This is a genomic window from Mycobacterium sp. NGS41 (assembly GCF_059812725.1).
In genome coordinates this window covers 81,662-102,880 of sequence record NZ_JCALDF010000003.1, presented here as the reverse complement: position 1 = coordinate 102,880, position 21,219 = coordinate 81,662, and the positions used below count along the sequence as shown (strand labels likewise).

The following is a 21,219-nucleotide window of genomic DNA, read 5'->3' as shown; positions in this document are numbered from 1 at the left end:
TGGTGGGGCTTCTCACGTTTGCGCTCTCGTCGCGAGTAGGCCGTTGACCGTCGAGGCGTCATCTCGAGTTGCCGCGGCCATCATGGCATCGTGTGCGCTTTTTGGATCGGACTCAGCGGGTATTACCAGCAGGACGATCCTGTCGCCGTTCACGCCGCATACTTCGATCGTGCTGACGGGTTGCCGGTAGTAGCCGGCGAGTCGCACCGCGGGCCGGTCACCCGACAGTCTTTTCGGGGCTTGCGCCCATTCGGCCAGGTTGTACATCACCTGGTCAATAGGGCCGAGCCGTACCGACAACACTGCCAACAGGTCCGGCAGTTCAGTTAGCAGGTCATTACTGTGCGGCCACCATGCCCCGTCGACATACCCAGTGGTAGGCGCCTTGGGCTTTAGCCGCAGACGTGGTGTGTGCTCCGGCCCTGACTGGTTGCTGCCAGCGGCAGTTCTGTCTCTTTGTGTCGTCATCTGACGCTCCTGTCCTCAGCCGCGAGTGGGCCAAAATCACATGGACGGCGGAATTACTCAGCGCCGCTTGGCCTTCGGCGTTTCGGCGACCCACGTTGCGGCCTCGGATTGGGCGCGCATAGTCGCACGTTTCTGTTTGAGCGTCTGACTGGACTTCTTGCTCAGAGCTTGTCGCGGGGAATTCTCGGACATCACCGACCCCTTACCTACGGGGCCTAGTTAGTCCCGGTTCCCCGAGCATACTCTCGTCGTTACGCATTGGCGGCCGTAAATGAAGCTCGCTGCGCCGAACGCAGTGTGGGCTGGCAGGACGCTGCCTGCCAGCCCACATTCGACAGTGAGGTCGCTAGACGGGGGTCACGCCGACCGCCTGAGGACCCTTAGTCCCTTGGCCAACGGCGAATTGAACCCGTTGGTTTTCATCGAGTGATCGGAAACCGCTCCCCTGGATTTCACTGTAGTGAACGAACAGATCTTCTGCGCCGTCATCAGGAGCGATGAACCCAAAGCCCTTTTCGCTGTTAAACCACTTCACAATTCCCTGTGCCATACCTTCAACTTCTCTCATTCTGAAAGGATGTATCAAACATCCCGGAGCGAGCCTAGCACGAGATTCGAGGCCTAACGTCATCGCGAGCGTCGGGTGCTGCTCAGCGCAATCCGCTTTGACGAGGCGGTTTTTCGGTCCACTCACCAGTGATGTCCGCAAAATGACGGCCGCCGAACTTCATTGTTTCGCTGCACCCCTAGCCCTCGCGGGTGTAACATCGATGGTGAACCGCGTCGTAACCAACGGTAATTCTCAGGCCGAGAGCTTCACCTGCGTCCGATCCGTTTCTCGATTCCCGGAATCATGTGCCGGGTCGAACGAGTGAAGGAATTGTCATGGATTTCAAGGAATCACGCGCTCACTACTGTGGACGAGATCGGTTCGTCTGATGGTGTTCTGCTCAAAGCCTTTGTCTTACTTTGATTTTCGTGCGACCCCGACTGCGCTGGACCCGACGGCGGACACACAGTGAACAACACGGTGCGCGGTCGACGTTTGGCCAGCCCCGTCAGGATGACTCTAGCGTTCGAACTGGGCGCCGATCTTGACGGAGCATGGTGGCCGCACACGGCGTCGTTGGGCGCCGAGCTTCCGGAGCTGACCGAATCCCTGTTTCCACGATTGGGTCGGCTCCTCGATATCAGCCTCAACTGGTCATCCTTGGCCGGTTCGCCTGATCTGGACGCGCTGTCTTGTCCGTTAATGGTGCGTCCGTGTCGACCGGTCAGCCAACGCATTATGACCATCGACGGCGCAAAAGCGCGGGCAACGCTCATTGTGATTCCCAGCCGGACGTCGGCCCCCTTGGCTGTAATGCTCTTGCGTCGAGCCGCCGGTAGGCACATTACTGCCGCAGAACAGATTAATGAACCTTTCCTCACTGCCGACCAAATTGTGCGCTCGGCAGCGGCCGAAGGTGCACGGTGCGCGCGACGCCTGCCGGAGTTGGATCTTAGCGCCATGGCACCAAAGGTTTAGTCGTAATCGTTCGCTACCAAGCAGCGCAACGTTTTCACCGCTTCTGACAAGCTGCGATTCGCGGAGGGTCTGGCGCTAGCCAGTCCAGCGGCAGGCTGACTGCTCGGTGCGCTCGGCATTGGCGAGCAGACGATCCTGTATCCGCGGCCACCAGAAGATTTCGACTGCGAAGAAGACGACGAAGACCCACGACACCGCAGCGAGCCGGGTGGACGCGGTCCAGGTGTCGATCACCGCGAGAACCAAAACCGCTGCACCGCAGAGCCATACCAGCCATCGGAGGCGGCGGGATTGGTCGCGGGCTGCGCGCAGCGCACCGACGTAAGCGACCGCCGCTGGGGCCAAACGGGGTTCGTCGATGCGAAGGCCACCCCGGACCGCGGCACTCACCGCGACACGCTCGGCCGGGCTGAGTTCGTCGGCCGCCGGCCATGCCTTGCTCATCCGCCGCGCCACCGTGATTCCGGTGAATACGCTGATCACCACGAACGCGACCAGCGCGCCGAGCAATACTCCGGACTCCGCGAATACCAATGCGGCAAGAAAGATACCGACCGGAACACCGACGCATATCGCCCGGGACACCGGACCGCCTCGCCATACCCACGCCGGAATCAGGAGCATGGTGCGATTGTTGCGTCAATTCGTAGCTGGAGTCGAGGCCCGCGGATCTACCATCCCTGTATGGCTCCCCCGAACCTGCCGCCGAGGTTCGACTTCACCGACCCCGACATCTATGCCCAGCGGTTGCCGGTCCAGGAGTTCGCGGAGCTGCGCGCTACGGCCCCGGTCTGGTGGAATGAGCAGCCGCTGGATCAAGGCGGGTTCGGCGACGGCGGCTACTGGGTGGTGAGCAAGCTCCGCGACGTGCGTGAGGTCTCGCTGCGTAGCGACGTCTTCTCGTCGGCCGAGAAGTCGATCGTGCCGCGCTATCGGGAAGATCAGGCGCAGGGCCAGATTGCGGCCGGGCGGGCGTCGATGATCATGATGGACGATCCCGAACACAGCCGGCTGCGCAAAATCGTCGCGCGCGGCTTCACGCCCCGCGCCGTCGAGCGGCTACGCGCCGACCTTGCCGAACGCGCCCGGAGGATCGCCAGACAAGCCGCAGCCGAGGGATCGGGCGACTTTGTCCGCCAGGTCGCCTGCGAATTGCCGCTGCAGGCGATCGCCGGACTGCTCGGCGTGCCGGCGGATGAGCGTGAAAAGCTGTTCGCCTGGTCCAACCAGATGATCGGCAGCGACGATCCAGAATTCGCCGACCACGACTCACTGACGTCGGCGGGCGAAATGATGTGGTATGCCATGCAATTGGCGGCCCGCAGAGCCGAAGATCCCACTCCCGGCGAGGATATTGTCACCACCCTGATGCACGCCGACGCCGACGGCCAACTCTCGGAAGCCGAATTCGGCATGTTCGTGGTCACGCTGGCCATCGCGGGCAACGAGACGAGCCGTAACTCGATCACCCAGGGCATGATGGCCTTCACCGACTACCCGGATCAGTGGGAGCTGTTCAAAGCGCAGCGACCGAAGACCGCGGCCGACGAGATCATCCGCTGGGCCACCCCGATTACGGCGTTCCAGCGCACGGCTCTGGCGGACACCGAGCTCGGCGGAGTGCGGATCAACAAAGGCCAGCGGGTGGTGATGTTTTACCGCTCGGCCAACTTCGACGAAGAGGTCTTCGAGGACCCGTTCACCTTCAACATCTTGCGCAGCCCCAATCCGCATGTTGGATTCGGCGGCACCGGAGCGCATTACTGCATCGGCGCCAACTTGGCGCGCATGACCGGCGACCTGATGTTCAACGCGATCGCCGACGAGATACCCGATCTGGCCCCGCTCGGAGCTCCCGAACGGCTGCGGTCCTCGTTCATCACCGGCATCAAACACTGGCAGGTCGACTACGGATCCGAGGCCGCAACGGCCACCTCCAAGCTGTAGGTAACTGCAGACTCGGTCTCGCCCCGGCAGAATCGACGTATGCGAATAGCAATCAGCGGCGCCGGTGTTGCCGGAGCTGCGCTGGCCCACTGGCTGCACCGCACCGGCCACACCCCGACGCTGATCGAGCAGGCACCTGAATTCCGCACCGGCGGCTACGTCATCGACTTCTGGGGCGTCGGTTACCAAGTGGCCAAACGGATGGGCATCGAGGGTCCGGTCCGCGAAGCCGGATATCAGATCGAACGCCTCCGCTCCGTCGGGTCCGGCGGGAAGGTCAAAGCGGACCTGAACGTCGCCGTCTTTCGCCGCATTTTCGGCGATGACTTCACCAGCCTGCCGCGCGGCGAATTGGCCGCCGAGATGTACGCCACCATCGAAAACAAGGTCGAAACGATCTTCGGCGACAGCATCGCCGCCGTCGACGAGCACGATGACGGCGTGCGTCTGACCTTCGAAAAGTGCCCGCCGCGCGATTTCGATTTGGCGATCGGCGCCGACGGTCTGCACTCCAACGTGCGTCGCATCGTCTTCGGCCCAGAGCGCAACTTCGAGCACTACCTTGGCTGCAAGGTCGCGGCTTTCGTGGTCGACGGTTACCGGCCGCGCGACGAGTTGGTATATGTCACCTACAACGTTCCCGGCCGACAGGTGGGGCGTTTCGCGCTGCGCGGCGGTCGCACAATGTTCTTGTTCATCTTCCGCGACCAGCATGAAAGCGCAGGAATGACGCCGAAGGAGCAGCTGCACAACCAGTTTCGCGACGCAGGCTGGGAATGCCCGGACATTCTGGCAGCACTCGACGACGTCGACGATCTCTACTTCGACGTCGTCAGCCAGATCCGCATGGAGCATTGGTCGCGCGGTCGGGTAGTGCTGGTCGGCGACGCGGCCGGGTGCATCTCGCTGCTCGGTGGTGAAGGCACCGGTCTGGCTATCACCGAGGCGTACGTGCTGGCGGGCGAACTCGCGAGCGCCGGAGACGACTACCGCCGCGCATTCGACGCCTATGAAGAGCGCCTGCATCCCTTCATCCGGACCAAGCAAACGAATGCGGCCAAGTACATTCCGTATTTCGCCACACGAACCCGGCTCGGCCTGTGGTTCCGCGACGTGGCGATGCGCGCGATGAACTTCTGGCCGCTCACAACGCTTTTCGCGGGCAGCATAGGCGATGACTTCGATTTACCCGACTACCGCATATAGGGCTTTTAGGACGGGTAACTACTGCGCCGGCGAATGGGTCATCGGCTGCGACGCCACGCGGACGTCCCTGATCGCGCGAACGCTGATACGAGCGCCGCGGTGCGGCACCAGAATGACGTGCTTGAGCCGCTGTTTTTCGTCGGCGGCAGTGGTGGTGCTCAGGTCGGCCCGACGCAAGATCTCACGCAGCACGACCCGCATCTCGACCATGGCGAACGTCGCACCCAGGCAGCGGCGGTGGCCTCCGCCGAACGGCAGCCAGGTGGTCGGGCTCAGGGTGGCGCCGAGCATTCGATCGGGGTCGAACCGGCCCGGATCGGGGTATAGGGCGGCGCTCGCGTGCACCAGCCCCATTGCCGGCACCACCATCGCCCGGGCCGGGAGCCGGTAGCCGGCAACGTCGACGGGCTCGGTCAGCACCCGGCCCACGTCGAACACCACCGGCCGAATCCGCAGCGTCTCTTTCGCAACAGCGTCGAGATACTCGTCGCCGGCTGGATCGCCGGCCGCGCTGGCCTCCGCCGCCCGCACGGCCTTGGCCAGGGTGGCCGGGTTGCGGGTGAGACGTTCCAGCGCCCACGACAGTGCAGTGGCCGTGGTGTCGTGGCCTGCCACCAGCAACGTCATCAGTTGATCACGCAGTTCGCGGTCGCTCATCGCGCGTCCGTCGTGGTCGTCGGCGCGTACCAGCATGGCCAGCGTGTCGGTGCGTGCGGCAAGGTCATGATCGGCGCGACGGTCGGCGATCTCGGCGTAGAGCAGTTCGTCGGCCGCTGCGATGCGCCCCCGTAGCGCCCGCCAGGGGCGGCGACGCAGCATTTCCGGACGGGCCAGTCCCAGCGTCTCCCACAGGCCAACTTTGAGCAGCCGCGGCATGATGTCGCGCAGCGCGGCCAGCCGGGCGGGGTCGGTCGCGCCGATGACGGTCCTCAGGATCACCTCAAGGGTGATTTCAGACATCTTCGGAGCCACCGCGAACCGCTCACCGACCGGCCACCCGGCGATGTTCGCCGCGGCGATCTCGGCCATCAGCTCGGTTTGGCGTGCCACGGCGTCGCGATGGAATGGTGGCAGCATCAGGCGGCGGCGGTCCCGATGAATATCGTCGTCGATCACCAGCAACGAAGTATCGCCGAGTAACGCCCCCAGCATGGTGTTGGCTTCGCCGGCGTGGAACACGCCGGGATCGCCGGCAAACACCGTCTTGATGTCCGCCGGATCAGTCAGATACACCAGGGTGCCGATGGACGCGATCCGCAGGGTGAAAACACTGCCGTAGCGTCGCTGGCAGGCGTCCACAAAAGGTGGTCCACGGCGCAACATCAGTGCCGCCTGCACCCAGCCGGGAAGTCGAGGTCCGGGAGGCAGTGCGGTCGGTACAGTTTCGCCCATTGACACCGATTCTACGACTGGTGTCAGCGGTACGCTGCCACGTCGTTAGCATGTCCCAAACGCGCAGTACGTCAACATCTTTCGCTGTCGCAGGTGTCAACTCGCGCATACCTGGCCCGCCGGAATGTCGACGACGAACGAGTCGACGGGCCGACTATGGCCGCGTAGGGTCAGGCGGCGCTGCAGCGTCTTCCCCATCAGCTCGTCGGCCACTCCTGCGGCAACCAGCAATTCACCGCCCGCGGCGTGCTGTTGCATCCGCGCCGAGACGTTGACCGCGTCGCCGAGAGCGGTGAAGTCGACGACCGCACCGCCGACGTTGCCGACATACGCGACGCCCGCATTGACCGCCACGCCCAACTCGAGCCAGGGGCCCTCGTCGCTGCCATACCCCACCGCTTCCAGCAGCTCCATCCCTGCCAAGACCGCGCGGCGACGGTACTGCGGACCGCTGATGCCCTGAACAAAGAACGCCATGATCTCGTCGCCGATGAGCTTGTCGATCACCGCGTCATGTCGCAGCAGGGTTCTCGTCGCAGCGATGTAGAACCGGTTGAGCAGCGCCGCGAAGTCCGCGGCAACGCCGCGCTGTCCCAAGGCAGTAGAGCCGCGCACGTCGGCGAACAGGACGGCGACGTCCACCTCCGCCCCACCCGGGGGCAGCGAATCGCAGCATCGACTGCACAGGTTGGGGTTCTTGCGTGACGGGCTGAACCCGGCGGCGGCGAAGACCCGTCCGGCCAGCCCGCCAAATGGGTTGTTACACACCTTGCATCGCGGCGCCGAGGGCAGATAGCGGAACACCCGTCGCGCCCTCACCAAAGAGCCGTGACCTTCGGTCAACAGCTTGTCCCACGGTTGCCGCGGAACCTCGCGCGGCATGTTTGCAGCAGTCATGAGGAAATAGTTGCGCCGTCCGCCGTCCAGGCGCATGGGGCATCCGCCTCAAAAACTGCGCAATCGACGACTTGTTCAGGCCAGAATTACATCGTGCCCACTACTCAGACGCTGCCCCGCTCGTCGAAAGGCCTGCGCAGAGCCGAGTTGCTGGCCGCGATATCGCTGGCGATCGACCTCGGTCTGGGCCAGCCGATGGAACACATGCTCCGGTCAGCACTGATCGCGACGCGTATCGCCGAACTGATGGAACTCGACGCGCAGCAGCAGGCCACGGTGTACTACGCCAATTTGCTGGGTTGGATCGGTTGTCACGCCGATTCACACGAGCTTTCGGCGCTCTTCGGCGATGACATCGCCTACCGGGCCGACACGTACACGGTGGACATGACCGGGCTGCCGTTTCTGCGTCTGATGGTTAGTCATGTCGGTCGTGGATTGCCGGGCTGGGAGCGCGGTATCCGCTCGGCCGCTTTTGTGCTCACGGCGCGAAATCAGGTTGCCAAGCTGATCCATTCGCATTGCAGTTCTGCCGGAGTGCTTTCCGATCGGATGGGTCTGGACCGTCAGGTCGGGGAGGCGCTGTCGTATATCTTCGAGCGCTGGGACGGCCGGGGGATGCCGAACGGTGCTCGCGGAGAGGGCATTCCGGTCGAGATCCACATCGTTCACCTCGCCGATGTCGTCGAGGTGCATCTTCGTACCGGAGGCGTCGAGGCGGCCGTCGACGTCGTCCGCTCCCGGCGGGGCACGCAGTTCAGTCCGGCCGTGGCCGAAGTGTTCGAGCGCGACGCCGCCGCGATTGTCGACGGGCTGCTCGAAATCGATGTCTGGGCTGCGGTATTGGCGCAGGCGCCGGACCGCGATCGTATTCTCGATGACGATGAGATCGATGAGTTATTAAGGGCCATTGCCGATTTCGTGGACCTGAAGTGCCCCTGCTCGCCAGGCTATTCGCGCGGTGTCGGAGACCTGGCAGCCGCCGCGGGCCGCCAACTGGGGATGCCGCCGGCTGATGTCACGCGCCTCTACCGCGCCGGCCTGGTGCACGGTCTCGGCAAGTTGGGGGTGTCGAACCAGATCTGGGAAAAGAAAGGGCCACTCACCACCGCGGAGTGGGAGCGGCTGCGGATGTATCCGTACCTGACCGGGCGGATATTGAGCCGGGTCGGCGGTCTGGGCACGGTGGCGTCGCTGGCGACCCAGCATGAGGAACGGGTCGACGGGTCCGGCTTTCCCCGAGGGCTCGCCGGTGCGGAGTTGAGCATGCCGGACCGGTTGCTGGCCGCGGCGGTGGCGTATCAGCAGCTGCTCGAGCCGAGTCCGGATCGGCCGGCCCTCGACGGCGGTGAGGCCGCGAGTCAATTGCGCCAAGAGGCACGCGCCGGGCGACTCGACGCCCAGGCGGTGGATGCCGTGTTGACGGCGGCCGGGCATCGGGCGTCGCGACGAACGCCTTGGTCGGCGGGACTGACCTCGCGGGAAGTCGAGGTGCTGCGGCTGGTAGCGCAGGGCCGGTCCAACCGCGAGATCGCTGCTGAGTTGGTCATCGCGGAGAAGACGGCGCGCAACCACGTCGAGCGTGTCTACACCAAGCTGGGTGTCAACAACCGCACGCAGGCGACCCTCGCGGCGATCGATCGCGGTCTGGCGTGAGTCGCGTGAGCTGCGTGAGCTGCGTAAGTTGCGTAAGTTGCGCGAGCAGACGCAAAAGTCCCTAAGACCAGTGGTTTTCGGGGGCTTTTGCGTCTGCTCACCCCCGTCAAGTTGAGGCAAACGCCTCATGCGACCACCACTCAGGCGATCGATGATCACGCCATGACCAAGCACGCTCAATCCCAGTCGTTATGCGATCCAACACCCAGCCGGCCCAGCACGCGCGGCGCCCGGGTCGATGCGATCAACGTGACCCGACATGTCGGCGGCCGCCAGATCCTGCACAACATGTCGCTGTCCGTCGAACCGGGCGAGTTGGTCGCCATCGCCGGCGGCAGCGGCGCGGGCAAGACCACCTTGCTGGAGATCCTCGCGGGCCTGTCGCCACCGTCGGCGGGCGAGGTTCGGCACGACGGCATCCGATGCGGTGCGCGAGTCAACAGCGAGTCCCGCATCGGCTATGTGCCCCAAGACGACATCATCCACCTCGAGATGCCGCTGCGACGCACGCTGCGCTACGCGGCGCGGCTGCGGCTGCCCGCAGGCACGTCAGCGGCCGAGGCGGATCGCACAGTCGAAGAAACGATGCGTGACCTTGATCTGGCTGACCGGGCCGACGTGCCCGTCCGTGCGCTTTCCGGCGGCCAGCGCAAGCGGGCCAGCATCGCGGTGGAGCTATTGACCCACCCGCACCTTTTCTTCCTCGACGAACCTACTTCCGGTCTCGATCCGTCGACTGCGTCCGACGTCATGCGTATGCTGCGCAGGCTGAGCCAACGCGGGGTCACGGTCGTCCTCACCACACACGAGCCGGCCGCCATTGACCAATGCGATCGGGTGGTATTCCTGGCCCGCGACGGCCACCTGACCTTCACCGGTAGCCCAACCGAAGCCCGGCATTACTTCGGCGTGCAGGATCTCAACGAGGTCTATGGCCGGCTGGCGGGTGAACACCCGCATTTCTGGGCGAAGCGTTTCACCGACAGCGATGCGCTTCCGAAATCCGTTGTGGCTCAGTCGCATATACCTGCTTGGCGGTCGGATGCCATGCGGGTGAGCGCAGTTCGGCAGTGGTGGCTGCTGTCTCGACGCAATGTCGATGTCCTGATCCGTAACCGGCTGACGCTGGCGGTGCTACTCGGCTCGCCGGTGCTGGTGACGGTGATGATGGCCACACTGTTCAAGCGCGGTGCATTCGATCCGCACAGCCCGGCCGATGTCGGCCCGGCTCAGATCGTGTTCTGGATCGCGTTCGCCGGCTTCTTCTTCGGCCTTACCTACGGTCTGCTCCAAATCGTCGGAGAGATGGCGGTTTTCCGGCGCGAGCGTTTGGCGGGACTCAGTGTGGGCGCATATGTGGCATCTAAGATCACGGCGCTACTTCCGGTGCTGGCCGCTGTGAGCGCGGTGCTACTCGGTGTGCTACGGCTGCTCGGTCGACTTCCCGACGCCGGATGGGATGTGTACGCAAGCCTTTTCGCGACGATCGTGATCGAGGCGACCTCGGCACTGGCCCTTGGCCTGCTCGCGTCGGCCGCGGTCTCCAATGCGGCGCAGGCCGCACTCGCCCTGCCGATGCTGTGCTTCCCCCAGGTCCTGTTTGGTGGCGCCATAGTTCCGGTTGATCAAATGGCCGCCCCGGGAAGGTTGATGAGCGTCGTCCTGTCGAACCGCCACGCGTTCGACGCATTGGGCCGCCAACTCGATCTCGGCCGCTACACGGCGACAGTGCCGGCCATGTCGGCCTATCGCGAAACCTTTCACGGTGGCGCCGGCGTCAGTCTGACCGCCCTCGCCGTGTTCGCCGTGGTGCTGACGCTGGCCACGGCCTGGGTACTGGACCGCCGGTCCTCCCGCTAGCTGCGCGAGCAGACGCAAAAGCCCCCAAAATCAACGATTTTGGGGTGCTTTTGCGTCTGTTCGCCGTCAGACAGCTCGGTCTGAGAACGGCCAGGGATGGGCCGATTCCAATTGTGCGGCAACGCGAATGAGAACATCTTCGCGGCCATAGGCCGCAGCGAGCTGGACGCCGATGGGCAGGCCTTCGCCATTGCGATACACAGGGAGGCTGATCGCCGGCTGGCCGCTCATGTTGAACGGGGGTGTGAACGCGGCGAACTCGCCACCGCGGCGCATCGGCGCCGTCGGATGCTCGGGATTGTTCTCGAATTCAGTGAGCGGCAAAGGAGGTTCGGCGACCGTGGGTGTCAGCAGCAGGTCCCAGCCGTCGGCCCACCACTGCTGCAGCGCACGCCGGAAGTTATAGACCGCGGCCTGGGCCACGGCATAGTCGATGGCGCTCACCTCCTGCGCCCGCTCGATGAGCGCCCAGTTCACCGGCTCGATGTCGTCGGCGGTCACCTCCCGGCCCAGCGTCTCGCTGAACCCGCGCGCCGCCATCGCCATCTGCGTAGTCCACAGCGCCATGAACTTCTGCTTCAGCGTCGTATCTGCCAGGGACTGCGGCCAAGCCGGCTCGACGATGTGCCCGAGGCCCTCCAGCATTGACGCCGCGGCGCGCACCGCAGAGACGCAGTCCTGATGCAGGAAGTCGCCGCGCGGATGGATGTCGAGCAGCCCGATGCGCAACCGGCCGGGATCGGCGCCGACCTCGTCGCGGTAAGGCCGTTGCGGCGGCGGGGCGATCACGCTGTCGCCGATGCCCGGACCACGTACCGCGTCGAGCAGGCCCGCCGTGTCGCGCACCGTGCGGCTGACACACAGTTCGACCCCCAACCCCACTTCGGCACGCGCCGGCCCTACCGTGATCCGTCCTTGGCTCGGCTTGAGCCCCACCAGCCCGCAGCAGGACGCGGGGATGCGGATGCTGCCGCCCCCGTCCGACGCGTTGGCGAATGGCACCATCCCTGCTGCCACCGCCGCGGCGGCGCCGCCACTTGACCCGCCTGGCGTGCGGTCCAGCGCCCACGGGTTGCGGGTCGGTCCCCAGGCCAACGGCTGAGTGGTCGGCAGGCTGCCCATCTCGGGGCTGTTCGTCCGCCCGGCGATCACCAGCCCGGCGGTCTTGAACCGGGCCACCAGCGTGGTGTCGGCGGTGTCGATCTTGCCCGCCTCTTTCAGCGCGATGTTGCCGTTCGAAAGGGTCTGGCCGGCGAAGCTTGTGTAGAGGTCTTTGAGCAGGAAGGGGACGCCGCGGAACGGGCCGTCGGGCAGGTGAGGATCGGCTGCGATCGAGCGGGCGTGGTCGAACCACTCGATGACCACGGCGTTCAATGACGGGTTCGACTGCTCGATCCGTTCGATCGCCGCCTCCAGCAACTCGCCGGGCGTCACCTGGCCCGTGGCCACCAGCGCCGCCTGATCCGTGGCGTCCATCCAGCGTGTCTCTTCGGCAAGCCCACTCATGGCTCTTGGTCTATCACGACGCAGAATGCTGGTTGCCGCCCGAGTCGCCGTGGTCAGTGAACGGCTTTAGGCTCCTTGTGCACAGGACTTTGCGGGGGATCGCTGATAAGTGTGAATAAACGGCTTGGTATGTCGACACGCAGAATCGCCGTGGTGGCGGCGTTCTGTTTAGCCGTCGCCCTATCCGCAGCCTGCTCGACTTCGAAGACGGTGTCCCCGCCTGCCGAAACACCCGGCACTTCGGTTTCGACAACCGCCGCCCGTCCGGTCGCCGCGCCGGCTCCCGCAACAAGCCCATTGGCGAAAGACTGGAAAAGCTACGGCGGTACGGTCTACTTCGGCTGTCCCGAGGGATTCTCGTCCGGCAAATCAGCGCTCGAAGATATTCGCCCCAAAATCTTCGATATCAAAACCGGGCAATTCGCAACGCCAGCCATCCCCACGGTGCCGCCCGGCGAGAATGTCACCGGTGCCATGTGTGCGCTGTCGAACGCGGTCGACGACATGAAGGTCGTCTATATCGCCACGACTGTTGCGGCAACCCCCGACAGCACCAAGACCACGGCGTACCTGTTCGACCTCAAATCGGACCACCCGTTGGCGACGAAAGAGCTGCAACCGCCGGCACCCGACCTCAAATTGACTGCACCAAAAGAATGGCGGCTGGGTGCGACCCTATCCGGTGTGGCATGGATCAACGCCTTCACCGATGGCAAAGGCGCTGCGTCGCCGCCCCGGACCGTTGTGGTGTCCAACAACGATCTTTCGATGGGATGGAATGACCCGCAGCCTGGCCGAGTTTGGCAGGATATTCTGGCGTTTCAACGGAATACGATGCCGGGCAAGACGTCGGGAGCGGAGCTGCGGCTACCGACAGGCGAAGCCGTATATCAGGACAACGACATAACGGCCGTCGAGGCCGAGCTGTCCGACGGGCCGGTCAAGCTGGTGAAGATTTCGCGGCAAGATCCCGCTAATCCTTCGGTCATCTCGACGATATTTTGGGACTTGAACACCAGATCCATCGTCAAGTTCGGCGATACCGACCGGATTTCGGGCAGCGGACTGGCGGTCACGTTGTCAGACGGGAGGTTATTCGTCGACGGCCGCGGCTCGGATAAGTCGCAGTTCGGCTTCGGGGTGTGGAATCTGCGCACGCAGCAGTGGGATTTGCTGAAGAGCAGAGACGAAGCCGGTAAATTGTCGATTTCCAAATTGGCCCTCTTCGGTGACCATCTCTATGTCACGTACGCCGGGGGGACGCTTTCAGTGCTCGGTCTGCCCGCCGCTAACGCGGTCGCGTCGACCTGGTCCGTCCGGCCTTTCGGACGGATATCGGGGTGGACGCTGGTGTGCCGCGGTGAGACACCCACAGGCGGCGAATGCCGGGAAATCGTGCTGGTCCAAGACGAGGACGGCCACTACCCGGGCCCATGGACCTAGGCACGACGGCGATTGACGGCCTTTGCCCTGCCGATTTTGCTGGGTGCGATTTCGAGCCACGGAGGTGACCTGATACTGATGGCGAGGTGGCACAGCCATAGCCACGGCAATTTCAGTTGGTGGAGTTCGCTTCTCCTCATCCTCGTCGTGGTGGTCACGCTTTACCTGGCGAGACGAAGGCAGCGCAGTTCGCGGTTTGGGCGGGATTCGGCCGGCTCCTGGCCGCAAACCGGTGCCACGCCTGGCTGGTATCCGGACCAAAACGATTCGTCACTGATGCGTTACTTCGACGGTCAGAACTGGACATCGCAGACACGACGTCGGGAGTAACGCCCCTCGATGACGACCGCGCCACTGCAATCTGGACACCTAAATAGCTTCCGCCGCAACTGGTTTCGCTAATAGGAAGTCACTAAGGTGTCCTGCCAGTCTCCCCAAGCCTGGCTGCTAACGTAGCCGTTTATGGGTGCCTTGGATGGACGCGTCGCCTTGATCACCGGTGGCGCTCGCGGGCAAGGCCGCGCACACGCGTTGGCACTGGCGGCCGAAGGGGCGGACATCGTCGTAGCCGATGCGCCCGGCCCGATGACGGATCTGACTTATCCGCTAGGCACCGAGGACGACCTCCGAGAGACGACGAAGCTGGTCGAGGAACTGGGCCGGCGCTGCTTGCCGATAACCCTCGACGTGCGGGACTCCGCTCAGGTTGGCGCCGCCCTCGAGCAGACGGTCAAGGACATGGGCAGCCTCGACATCGTGGTGGCCAACGCCGGCATCGTCAGCACCGGGCCGCTGGAGGAGGTCAGCGACCAGGTTTGGCGGCAGCTGGTCGACACCAACCTGACCGGCGTGTTTCACACCCTGCGGGCGGTCATTCCGGTGATGCGGCGGCAACGTTTCGGCAGGATCGTCGTGACATCGTCGATGGGCGGCCGGATGGGCATCCCAGACCTCGCGGCGTACAACGCCACCAAGTGGGGAATCATCGGGCTGGCCAAGTCCGTCGCCCTGGAGGTCGCCAAAGAGGGCATAACGGTCAACGTCATCTGTCCCACCACGACGCAGACACCGATGGTGCAGCCGTCGGGAGGCGACGACGTGCCCGACGACTTGGTGCGCCGCATGATGAAAGCCAACCCGATACCCCTGCCGTGGCTGCAACCCGAAGACGTCAGCCGCGGGGTTGTTTACCTGGTCACCGACCCCGGGGTCATCACCGGCAGCGTGTTAGAGGTCGGCCTCGGCGGTAGCGCCCGCATCCATTGACGGTGCGAACACGGTCGAGCTCCGGTATCGCAGGCGTTTTTACTTAGCGAATTCTCAGCAGATTCTTTGGCCCCGGATAGATCAGCTCAAAGGATCCTCAAAGTCGCCTGCCTCATGATCAATCTCATGATGAGTATGAGTGAGTCGATCTGCACCGACCAGCTAGAAGAGCTGATCCACAAGGTGTCGTTCTACGGCGTGGATGATATCCCCGCCGATCTGCTGACGTGCCTAGAAGAAATCGCCACCGATCTAGCCGAGGATGACGGCACAAGGCGGCGGGCGCGGCCGGGGTTCTGCTACCGACCTACGCTCCTGGCGGGCTAGTACTTCACCGTTTCGCACTGTCGTTACGCGCACCGGCTCTCTCACAACGCTCATCGTTCACCCCGCGGCTCACGGCCGACCTGCGACGCACCTGTCGCCCGAACACGATCCACGACACAGCGACGACCACGAACGCGGTCGCATCGACCGCGTCTGACCAGTCGGCTGGATAAATCACTCCGCTTATGTAGTGCGCGATAAAACCTTGCGGCGGCAGCGGCGCCATGCCGGCGTGCGTCCTGGCCCATCGCTCTAGCCACGTCAGGGGACAGTCGAAGTCCAGCGTCACGCTCAGGAACGCCCAGGCGACAGCGACTGCATGACAGATGATCGTCCAACGCCACCGCAACGCGAGGAACCCGCCGACCACCAAATAGGCGAGGAAGGCGAGATGCACCACGACGGTCGCAACCACTACGGCGAGATACACGAGCGTGCCGCCTAAGTCATTTCCTGATCAAAGTTTCTGTGTGACAACATATTTCCAGCTCGAGTGGCGGACGTGAGCACCCAGAGTGCGAGCCTTCCTCCGATTTGTTAAGGGTAAGCCCAGTTTGGCGCGGCAGCGCTGCCGGTCAACGCGCAGCAGCGGCTTCCTCAGCGAACGGCCGCCCGCATTACGTACCGGCTCCCGGTGGCACCGGGCACCAGCCCGGACCGCAGTTCATCCGAGGAATGCTTCCCTCGACGGTATCCGAGGTGTGCGCACCGTTGCCGTTGTCGATCCATCGACGATGCCAGTCGTGGCAGACGTTCATATCCCAGTCCAGGTCAGGTGGCAGCGTGGCGACCAGCCTCATCGAGCCGTCAGGGAACTGCTGGTACTTGTACGGCACGGGCAACGGCTCGCCGGGGCACCACGTTCCGTAGCCCTTGTCCGCTTGGGCAGTTCCCGTAGTCGGCCCAAATCCGGCCAGAGCCAGCCCGCCGCCGATCAGCGCTCCGGCGATCACCTTCTGCATGATGCGGTCGTGTGCCACTGTCGTGGTCCTTTGCTGCGTTGGCCACCGATCCCAACTTGCACTATCGCCGCAGCGGCTTGCGGTTTGCTTGCGGACGATTCCGCAACTGGTCCTGGTCCTGGGCTTTCGCACCGAAGAACGTATGTCAGCCTCGCTGCGATGCGATGATCGAAGTGCAGTATTCCAAGGGAGACGCAATGACTGCATTCAAGATCACGTTGCCGCTGCGCAGAGCCGCCTTCATTGCCAGCCTGGGCGTCGTACTGCTGTCCGGAGGACTGATCGCCGCGGCGCCGCCGGCCAACGCAGGATGCCTGTACGGAGGACCCGGTCTCAGCAAGTGCGACGGACCCGTCCAGCCTGACGGCACCTGGCAACGTTGCGTGGCATTTACCACCTTGGTGCCTAACGGCGCCAGTTCCTACCTAATGCCTGAGAGGCGCTGCGATTTGATGGGTCCTGGCCAGTACCCTTCGGATCTCGGCTTCGCTGACCCGCCGACACACATCGACGACTGAGCTTCGGCTTGGGCCAGGGCTACAAGTCGAAGGCTGCGGCGGAGAAGTGGCGTCAACGTGGTTCGTAGGCCAGAAACACTGCACTCGGCGAACGGCATCGTCCGGCTTGACTCCCATACCCACTAATCTCTGAGCAATTTGGGCCGGGGGGCACAGCAGAATCGAAATCCGTCTCGATCACATGAACGCTGTGAAACCAGTTCTCTGGACTCACCCCCGGCGGCGGGGGGTCCGTTCCGACGCAACGTGCGTAACCCCTCGATGCCACTGTCAGCGTGAGCAGACGACGCCCCCATCAGCACGGCCGGGGAAATGACCAGAACGGCGATGGCTACGCGGACAAACGCAGCGAGGCAAGCGAAACGCATGCTCATAAGCATCCAGCTATAACGACCGAAACGAAGCAAACTGGTGTGACGCGATTAGCCTAGGCTGCTCGGCATGCCTGACGCTGACCTGGCGGTGGCAGGTACAGGATTCGAACCTGTGAAGCTTTCGCGACGGATTTACAGTCCGCTCCCATTGGCCGCTCGGGCAACCTGCCGCCTAGCAGGTTACAACGAGCGGGTAGACAGAGCACAAACGGGCGTCACCCGAATCAAGGCCCTGAAGGAGGGAAGCATCAATGGCGGACTCATCGTTCGACATCGTCAGCAAGATCGATCGGCAAGAAGTCGACAACGCGCTCAACCAGGCCGCTAAAGAGCTGGCCACCCGCTTTGACTTCCGCGGCACCGACACCAAGATCGCGTGGAAGGGCGACGAGGCCGTCGAACTGACCTCGTCCACCGAGGAGCGCGTCAAGGCCGCCGTCGACGTCTTCAAGGAAAAGCTGATCCGCCGGGACATCTCGCTGAAGGCCTTCGACGCCGGCGAACCGCAGGCATCCGGCAAGACCTACAAGGTCACCGGCACCCTAAAACAGGGCATCAGCAGCGAGAACGCCAAGAAGATCACCAAGCTCATCCGCGACGACGGCCCCAAGACCGTCAAGACACAGATCCAGGGCGACGAGGTTCGAGTCACCAGCAAGAAGCGCGACGACCTGCAGGCCGTCATCGCGATGCTGAAAAAGGCGGACCTGGACGTGGCGCTGCAGTTCGTGAATTACCGGTAGCGACGACGAGCGTAACCGGGCTGCGAATCCGCCCGCTCATTTTCGCAGCCACGTCACGCTCGGCGACCAACAGGCGGTGGCCCGACCAACCGGTGGGTGCCTAGTCTGGTAACGATCCGAGTATCGAAGTGAGGTTTGCAATGACCCTGACTCCTCAGGAACCCGATTACTTCGACGTCGTCATCGTCGGCGCCGGCATCTCCGGCATCGGCGCGGCCTATCGGATCATCGAGCGCAACCCGCAACTGACCTACACCATCCTGGAACGGCGCGGGCAGATCGGCGGCACCTGGGATTTGTTCCGGTACCCGGGGGTGCGCTCCGACAGCAGCATTTTCACGCTGTCGTTTCCCTACGAGCCATGGCCCCGCAAGGAAGGCGTCGCTGACGGCGACCACATCCGCGAGTACCTGACCGCCACCGCGCGCAAACACGGCATCGACAGCCACATCCAGTTCGACAGCTACGTCCGCTCGGCGGACTGGGATTCCTCCACCGACACCTGGACGGTGACGCTTGAACAAAATGGCGTCCAGAAGCAATACCGCAGCCGGTTCGTCTTCTTCGGCAGCGGCTACTACAACTACGACGAGGGCTACACCCCGGACTTTCCCGGCATCGAGCAGTTCGGCGGCACCGTCGTACATCCGCAGCACTGGCCCGAGGACTTGGACTACGCCGGCAAGAAGATCGTGGTGATCGGCAGCGGAGCCACCGCGGTCACGCTGATCCCGTCGCTGGCGGAGCGAGGCGAAAAGGTGACCATGCTGCAGCGCTCGCCGACCTACATGATCTCGGCGTCCAAATACAGCCGAGTTGCGGCTGTCGCGCGTAAATTGTTGCCCCCCAAGGCATCTCACTTGGTTATTCGAGTGTGGGCCGCGTTGACCGAAGCCTTCATCTGGTTCTTGTCCCGCAAGACGCCGGGTTTCGTGAAGTGGCTGCTGCGACGCGTGGCGGTCAAAAACCTGCCCGACGGCTTCGACGTCGACAGGCACTTCAAGCCGCGGTACAACCCGTGGGACCAGCGGATGTGCCTGATCCCCGACGCCGACCTGTACACGACCATCGGCACAGGCCGCGCCAATGTGATCACCGATCAGATCGACCACTTCGACGCCACCGGTATCGCGCTGCAATCCGGTGACCACCTGGATGCCGACATCATCGTCACCGCGACGGGCCTGCATCTCCAAGCCCTTGGCGGCGCCACGGTCAGCCTGGACGGGGCGGAGATCAATCCCCGGGACCGCTTCGTCTATAAGGCCCACATGCTCGAAGACGTGCCCAACCTGTTCTGGTGTGTGGGCTATACGAACGCATCCTGGACGCTGCGCGCCGACATTACCGCGCGGGCGACGGCAAAGCTGCTGGCGCATATGGAATCTCACGGCTACACGCACGCCTATCCACACCTTGGCGATCAGCAGATGTCCGAAAAGCCATCGTGGGATATCCAGGCGAACTATGTGAAGCGGGCGCTGCATGCGCTGCCGAAGTCCGGCACCAAGCGGCCGTGGAATGTGCGGCAGAACTACTTCGCCGATGCCATCGACTACAAATTCGACCGCATCGAGGAGGCGATGGTGTTCGGCAGCGTTCGGCAATACGCTGAGCTCCATGGCAGCTGAGAAACGCGAACCCAAAGTCGTTGTCCTTGGTGGCGGTTCCTGGGGAACCACGGTGGCGTCAATCTGTGCGCGCCGCGGACCGACGCTGCAGTGGGTACGTTCCGAGGCCACTGCCAAGGACATCAACGAAAACCACCACAACTCCCGGTATCTGGGTAACGACGTCCAGTTGAGCGACACCCTGCGCGCCACCACCGACTTCGCCGAGGCCGCCAACTCCGCCGACGTCGTCGTGATGGGCGTGCCCTCACATGGCTTCCGCGGCGTGCTCACCGAGCTGGGCAAAGAATTGCGGCCCTGGGTGCCGGTGGTGTCACTGGTCAAAGGGCTCGAGCAGGGCACCAACATGCGGATGTCGCAGATCGTCGAGGAAGTGCTGCCCGGCCATCCGGCGGGCATCCTGGCCGGGCCCAACATCGCCCGCGAGGTGGCTGAGGGCTATGCGGCCGCAGCGGTACTGGCGATGCCCGATCAGCATTTGGCGACCCGGCTGTCGGGGTTGTTCCGGACCCGGCGATTTCGGGTGTACACCACCGACGACGTCGTCGGCGTCGAGATGGCCGGCGCGCTCAAGAACGTCTTCGCCATCTCCGTCGGGATGGGTTACGCGATGGGCATCGGCGAAAACACCCGCGCACTGATAATCGCCCGCTCGCTGCGCGAGATGACGAAGTTGGGCGTTGCGACGGGTGGGAACGCCGAAACCTTCCCCGGGCTTGCCGGTCTGGGCGACCTCATCGTCACCTGCACCAGCCAGCGCAGCCGCAACCGCCACGTAGGCGAGCAACTCGGTGCGGGCAAGCCGATCGACGAGATCATCGCCTCGATGAATCAGGTAGCCGAGGGCGTCAAAGCCGCCAGCGTGGTGATGGAGTTCGCCGACGAGTTCGGGCTGAACATGCCGATTGCGCGCGAAGTGGACGCCGTGATCAACCACGGCTCGACGGTTGAGCAAGCCTATCGCGGCCTGATCGCCGAAACCCCCGGTCACGAGGTGCACGGCGCGGGGTTCTAGTAGTTAATCGAAACCGAACGGCCCGTGACCGATTGGACGCTCCGCGAGCTTATGCACGATCCACTGATTCATCGAAACACCTTGCTCGACGGCTTCGGGTACGAGGCGAGCATGCAATGGAGATGATGTGCGCACGACAAACGTGCCGTTGTAGTTACGTTCGGCCAGCGGTACGGGCGGCGCCCCGCCCTCGGTCTTCAAGTCATCGACGTATTCGTCGACCGCCTGCTCGATGCCGGCAATCGCCGCGCGCACGCTGGGCCCATAGTGCGACAGCGACCGGAACTCGAGACAGACGCCCACGTATTCTTGGCGCTCAGGCGACCATTCCACGCGGTAGGTGTATTGGTTCACGCTTGGTGCGGTAACACGTTCACCATTGACCCCGCCAGTCACACGACGGCGGGACCAATCGGTCGCAAACCGATAGCACCGGCGATATCAAGTTTTAGCAGCGGTGCATTGTTCCGCCAGCGCTCG

General features: G+C 63.7%; 22 protein-coding genes and 1 tRNA gene. 13 read left to right on the top strand and 10 right to left on the bottom strand.

Annotation, left to right across the window (positions count from 1 at the left end; all coding sequences use genetic code 11):
- Positions 1 to 12: 12 nt before the first annotated feature.
- Together AC5Y21_RS04350 and AC5Y21_RS04345 are read right to left on the bottom strand one after the other, a co-directional pair.
- Complete coding sequence (locus AC5Y21_RS04350; protein WP_499909775.1) at positions 13 to 468, bottom strand: DUF5994 family protein; 456 nt, start codon at positions 466 to 468, stop codon at positions 13 to 15.
- A gap of 346 nt (positions 469 to 814) precedes the next feature.
- Positions 815 to 1,018 carry a cold-shock protein gene (locus AC5Y21_RS04345; protein WP_499910170.1) on the bottom strand — a complete coding sequence of 68 codons (204 nt, stop codon included), beginning with the start codon at positions 1,016 to 1,018 and terminating at the stop codon, positions 815 to 817.
- Between the two features lie 513 nt (positions 1,019 to 1,531).
- Here AC5Y21_RS04345 and AC5Y21_RS04340 point away from each other — a divergent pair.
- On the top strand, positions 1,532 to 1,996 hold the full coding sequence (locus AC5Y21_RS04340; RefSeq protein ID WP_499910169.1) for a DUF5994 family protein: 465 nt from the start codon (positions 1,532 to 1,534) through the stop codon (positions 1,994 to 1,996).
- Positions 1,997 to 2,071: 75 nt separating this feature from the next.
- Here AC5Y21_RS04340 and AC5Y21_RS04335 read toward each other — a convergent pair whose 3' ends face one another.
- Entirely contained in the window at positions 2,072 to 2,620 is a 549-nt protein-coding gene (locus AC5Y21_RS04335; RefSeq protein WP_499909773.1) for a hypothetical protein, read from the bottom strand.
- 60 nt (positions 2,621 to 2,680) lie between these two features.
- Here AC5Y21_RS04335 and AC5Y21_RS04330 point away from each other — a divergent pair, with 60 nt between their 5' ends.
- Both AC5Y21_RS04330 and AC5Y21_RS04325 read left to right on the top strand, forming a co-directional pair.
- Positions 2,681 to 3,943 (top strand): cytochrome P450, encoded by a 1,263-nt coding sequence (locus AC5Y21_RS04330; RefSeq protein ID WP_499909771.1) that lies wholly within the window; start codon positions 2,681 to 2,683, stop codon positions 3,941 to 3,943.
- A 39-nt stretch (positions 3,944 to 3,982) separates the two neighbouring features.
- Entirely contained in the window at positions 3,983 to 5,149 is a 1,167-nt protein-coding gene (locus tag AC5Y21_RS04325) for an FAD-binding domain (protein WP_499909769.1), read from the top strand.
- A gap of 18 nt (positions 5,150 to 5,167) precedes the next feature.
- Here AC5Y21_RS04325 and AC5Y21_RS04320 read toward each other — a convergent pair whose 3' ends face one another.
- Together AC5Y21_RS04320 and AC5Y21_RS04315 are read right to left on the bottom strand one after the other, a co-directional pair.
- Positions 5,168 to 6,541 carry a cytochrome P450 gene (locus AC5Y21_RS04320; RefSeq protein WP_499909768.1) on the bottom strand — a complete coding sequence of 458 codons (1,374 nt, stop codon included), beginning with the start codon at positions 6,539 to 6,541 and terminating at the stop codon, positions 5,168 to 5,170.
- 96 nt (positions 6,542 to 6,637) lie between these two features.
- Positions 6,638 to 7,438 carry an adenylate/guanylate cyclase domain-containing protein gene (locus tag AC5Y21_RS04315; RefSeq protein WP_499909766.1) on the bottom strand — a complete coding sequence of 267 codons (801 nt, stop codon included), beginning with the start codon at positions 7,436 to 7,438 and terminating at the stop codon, positions 6,638 to 6,640.
- Between the two features lie 195 nt (positions 7,439 to 7,633).
- Here AC5Y21_RS04315 and AC5Y21_RS04310 point away from each other — a divergent pair, with 195 nt between their 5' ends.
- Together AC5Y21_RS04310 and AC5Y21_RS04305 are read left to right on the top strand one after the other, a co-directional pair.
- Positions 7,634 to 9,094 carry an HD domain-containing phosphohydrolase gene (locus AC5Y21_RS04310; RefSeq protein ID WP_499910167.1) on the top strand — a complete coding sequence of 487 codons (1,461 nt, stop codon included), beginning with the start codon at positions 7,634 to 7,636 and terminating at the stop codon, positions 9,092 to 9,094.
- Between the two features lie 162 nt (positions 9,095 to 9,256).
- Positions 9,257 to 10,954, top strand: a complete 1,698-nt coding sequence (locus AC5Y21_RS04305) for an ATP-binding cassette domain-containing protein (RefSeq protein ID WP_499909764.1) — start codon at positions 9,257 to 9,259, stop codon at positions 10,952 to 10,954.
- Between the two features lie 66 nt (positions 10,955 to 11,020).
- On the opposite strand, the gene AC5Y21_RS04300 is transcribed toward AC5Y21_RS04305, so the two are convergent.
- Positions 11,021 to 12,460 carry an amidase gene (locus AC5Y21_RS04300; protein WP_499909762.1) on the bottom strand — a complete coding sequence of 480 codons (1,440 nt, stop codon included), beginning with the start codon at positions 12,458 to 12,460 and terminating at the stop codon, positions 11,021 to 11,023.
- 129 nt (positions 12,461 to 12,589) lie between these two features.
- Here AC5Y21_RS04300 and AC5Y21_RS04295 point away from each other — a divergent pair, with 129 nt between their 5' ends.
- The 4 genes from AC5Y21_RS04295 to AC5Y21_RS04280 all read left to right on the top strand — a co-directional run bounded on the left by AC5Y21_RS04295 (position 12,590) and on the right by AC5Y21_RS04280 (position 15,496).
- On the top strand, positions 12,590 to 13,903 hold the full coding sequence (locus tag AC5Y21_RS04295) for a hypothetical protein (protein WP_499909761.1): 1,314 nt from the start codon (positions 12,590 to 12,592) through the stop codon (positions 13,901 to 13,903).
- A gap of 78 nt (positions 13,904 to 13,981) precedes the next feature.
- On the top strand, positions 13,982 to 14,233 hold the full coding sequence (locus tag AC5Y21_RS04290) for a DUF2510 domain-containing protein (RefSeq protein WP_499910165.1): 252 nt from the start codon (positions 13,982 to 13,984) through the stop codon (positions 14,231 to 14,233).
- Positions 14,234 to 14,365: 132 nt separating this feature from the next.
- Positions 14,366 to 15,169, top strand: a complete 804-nt coding sequence (locus AC5Y21_RS04285; protein WP_499909760.1) for a mycofactocin-coupled SDR family oxidoreductase — start codon at positions 14,366 to 14,368, stop codon at positions 15,167 to 15,169.
- Between the two features lie 126 nt (positions 15,170 to 15,295).
- Positions 15,296 to 15,496 carry a hypothetical protein gene (locus AC5Y21_RS04280; RefSeq protein WP_499909759.1) on the top strand — a complete coding sequence of 67 codons (201 nt, stop codon included), beginning with the start codon at positions 15,296 to 15,298 and terminating at the stop codon, positions 15,494 to 15,496.
- A gap of 4 nt (positions 15,497 to 15,500) precedes the next feature.
- Here the strand turns inward: AC5Y21_RS04280 and AC5Y21_RS04275 are convergent, their stop codons facing one another.
- Together AC5Y21_RS04275 and AC5Y21_RS04270 are read right to left on the bottom strand one after the other, a co-directional pair.
- Positions 15,501 to 15,926, bottom strand: coding sequence for a DUF2784 domain-containing protein (locus tag AC5Y21_RS04275; RefSeq protein WP_499909757.1), 426 nt, complete (start codon positions 15,924 to 15,926; stop codon positions 15,501 to 15,503).
- Positions 15,927 to 16,113: 187 nt separating this feature from the next.
- Positions 16,114 to 16,476: a hypothetical protein gene (locus AC5Y21_RS04270; RefSeq protein WP_499909755.1), complete on the bottom strand. Its 363-nt coding sequence runs from the start codon at positions 16,474 to 16,476 to the stop codon at positions 16,114 to 16,116.
- 179 nt (positions 16,477 to 16,655) lie between these two features.
- Here AC5Y21_RS04270 and AC5Y21_RS04265 point away from each other — a divergent pair, with 179 nt between their 5' ends.
- Positions 16,656 to 16,976, top strand: coding sequence for a CDGP domain-containing protein (locus AC5Y21_RS04265; RefSeq protein WP_499909753.1), 321 nt, complete (start codon positions 16,656 to 16,658; stop codon positions 16,974 to 16,976).
- Between the two features lie 463 nt (positions 16,977 to 17,439).
- On the opposite strand, the gene AC5Y21_RS04260 is transcribed toward AC5Y21_RS04265, so the two are convergent.
- Positions 17,440 to 17,520 (bottom strand) — tRNA-Tyr (locus tag AC5Y21_RS04260).
- An 81-nt stretch (positions 17,521 to 17,601) separates the two neighbouring features.
- Between AC5Y21_RS04260 and AC5Y21_RS04255 the strand changes: the two genes are divergently transcribed.
- The 3 genes from AC5Y21_RS04255 to AC5Y21_RS04245 all read left to right on the top strand — a co-directional run bounded on the left by AC5Y21_RS04255 (position 17,602) and on the right by AC5Y21_RS04245 (position 20,739).
- Positions 17,602 to 18,093, top strand: a complete 492-nt coding sequence (locus AC5Y21_RS04255) for a YajQ family cyclic di-GMP-binding protein (RefSeq protein WP_499909751.1) — start codon at positions 17,602 to 17,604, stop codon at positions 18,091 to 18,093.
- Positions 18,094 to 18,233: 140 nt separating this feature from the next.
- On the top strand, positions 18,234 to 19,724 hold the full coding sequence (locus tag AC5Y21_RS04250; RefSeq protein WP_499909749.1) for a flavin-containing monooxygenase: 1,491 nt from the start codon (positions 18,234 to 18,236) through the stop codon (positions 19,722 to 19,724).
- A complete protein-coding gene (locus AC5Y21_RS04245; RefSeq protein ID WP_499909747.1) occupies positions 19,714 to 20,739 on the top strand; it encodes an NAD(P)H-dependent glycerol-3-phosphate dehydrogenase in 1,026 nt (341 codons plus the stop codon). The genes AC5Y21_RS04250 and AC5Y21_RS04245 overlap by 11 nt, the downstream gene beginning before the upstream one ends.
- 3 nt (positions 20,740 to 20,742) lie before the next feature.
- Here AC5Y21_RS04245 and AC5Y21_RS04240 read toward each other — a convergent pair whose 3' ends face one another.
- On the bottom strand, positions 20,743 to 21,135 hold the full coding sequence (locus AC5Y21_RS04240) for a type II toxin-antitoxin system HicB family antitoxin (protein WP_499909745.1): 393 nt from the start codon (positions 21,133 to 21,135) through the stop codon (positions 20,743 to 20,745).
- Positions 21,136 to 21,219 lie beyond the last annotated feature (84 nt).

Bases quoted from the DNA above. Each gene is read 5' to 3' on its own strand.
- AC5Y21_RS04285 (WP_499909760.1), top strand. From the start codon at position 14,366: ATGGGTGCCTTGGATGGACGCGTCGCCTTGATCACCGGTGGCGCTCGC.
- AC5Y21_RS04280 (WP_499909759.1), top strand. From the start codon at position 15,296: ATGATGAGTATGAGTGAGTCGATCTGCACCGACCAGCTAGAAGAGCTG.
- AC5Y21_RS04245 (WP_499909747.1), top strand. From the start codon at position 19,714: ATGGCAGCTGAGAAACGCGAACCCAAAGTCGTTGTCCTTGGTGGCGGT.
- AC5Y21_RS04250 (WP_499909749.1), top strand. From the start codon at position 18,234: ATGACCCTGACTCCTCAGGAACCCGATTACTTCGACGTCGTCATCGTC.
- AC5Y21_RS04345 (WP_499910170.1), bottom strand. From the start codon at position 1,018: ATGGCACAGGGAATTGTGAAGTGGTTTAACAGCGAAAAGGGCTTTGGG.
- AC5Y21_RS04265 (WP_499909753.1), top strand. From the start codon at position 16,656: ATGACTGCATTCAAGATCACGTTGCCGCTGCGCAGAGCCGCCTTCATT.
- AC5Y21_RS04310 (WP_499910167.1), top strand. From the start codon at position 7,634: ATGGAACACATGCTCCGGTCAGCACTGATCGCGACGCGTATCGCCGAA.
- AC5Y21_RS04305 (WP_499909764.1), top strand. From the start codon at position 9,257: ATGACCAAGCACGCTCAATCCCAGTCGTTATGCGATCCAACACCCAGC.
- AC5Y21_RS04335 (WP_499909773.1), bottom strand. From the start codon at position 2,620: ATGCTCCTGATTCCGGCGTGGGTATGGCGAGGCGGTCCGGTGTCCCGG.
- AC5Y21_RS04350 (WP_499909775.1), bottom strand. From the start codon at position 468: ATGACGACACAAAGAGACAGAACTGCCGCTGGCAGCAACCAGTCAGGG.
- AC5Y21_RS04290 (WP_499910165.1), top strand. From the start codon at position 13,982: ATGGCGAGGTGGCACAGCCATAGCCACGGCAATTTCAGTTGGTGGAGT.
- AC5Y21_RS04295 (WP_499909761.1), top strand. From the start codon at position 12,590: ATGTCGACACGCAGAATCGCCGTGGTGGCGGCGTTCTGTTTAGCCGTC.
- AC5Y21_RS04300 (WP_499909762.1), bottom strand. From the start codon at position 12,460: ATGAGTGGGCTTGCCGAAGAGACACGCTGGATGGACGCCACGGATCAG.
- AC5Y21_RS04330 (WP_499909771.1), top strand. From the start codon at position 2,681: ATGGCTCCCCCGAACCTGCCGCCGAGGTTCGACTTCACCGACCCCGAC.
- AC5Y21_RS04340 (WP_499910169.1), top strand. From the start codon at position 1,532: ATGACTCTAGCGTTCGAACTGGGCGCCGATCTTGACGGAGCATGGTGG.
- AC5Y21_RS04325 (WP_499909769.1), top strand. From the start codon at position 3,983: ATGCGAATAGCAATCAGCGGCGCCGGTGTTGCCGGAGCTGCGCTGGCC.
- AC5Y21_RS04315 (WP_499909766.1), bottom strand. From the start codon at position 7,438: ATGACTGCTGCAAACATGCCGCGCGAGGTTCCGCGGCAACCGTGGGAC.
- AC5Y21_RS04255 (WP_499909751.1), top strand. From the start codon at position 17,602: ATGGCGGACTCATCGTTCGACATCGTCAGCAAGATCGATCGGCAAGAA.
- AC5Y21_RS04320 (WP_499909768.1), bottom strand. From the start codon at position 6,541: ATGGGCGAAACTGTACCGACCGCACTGCCTCCCGGACCTCGACTTCCC.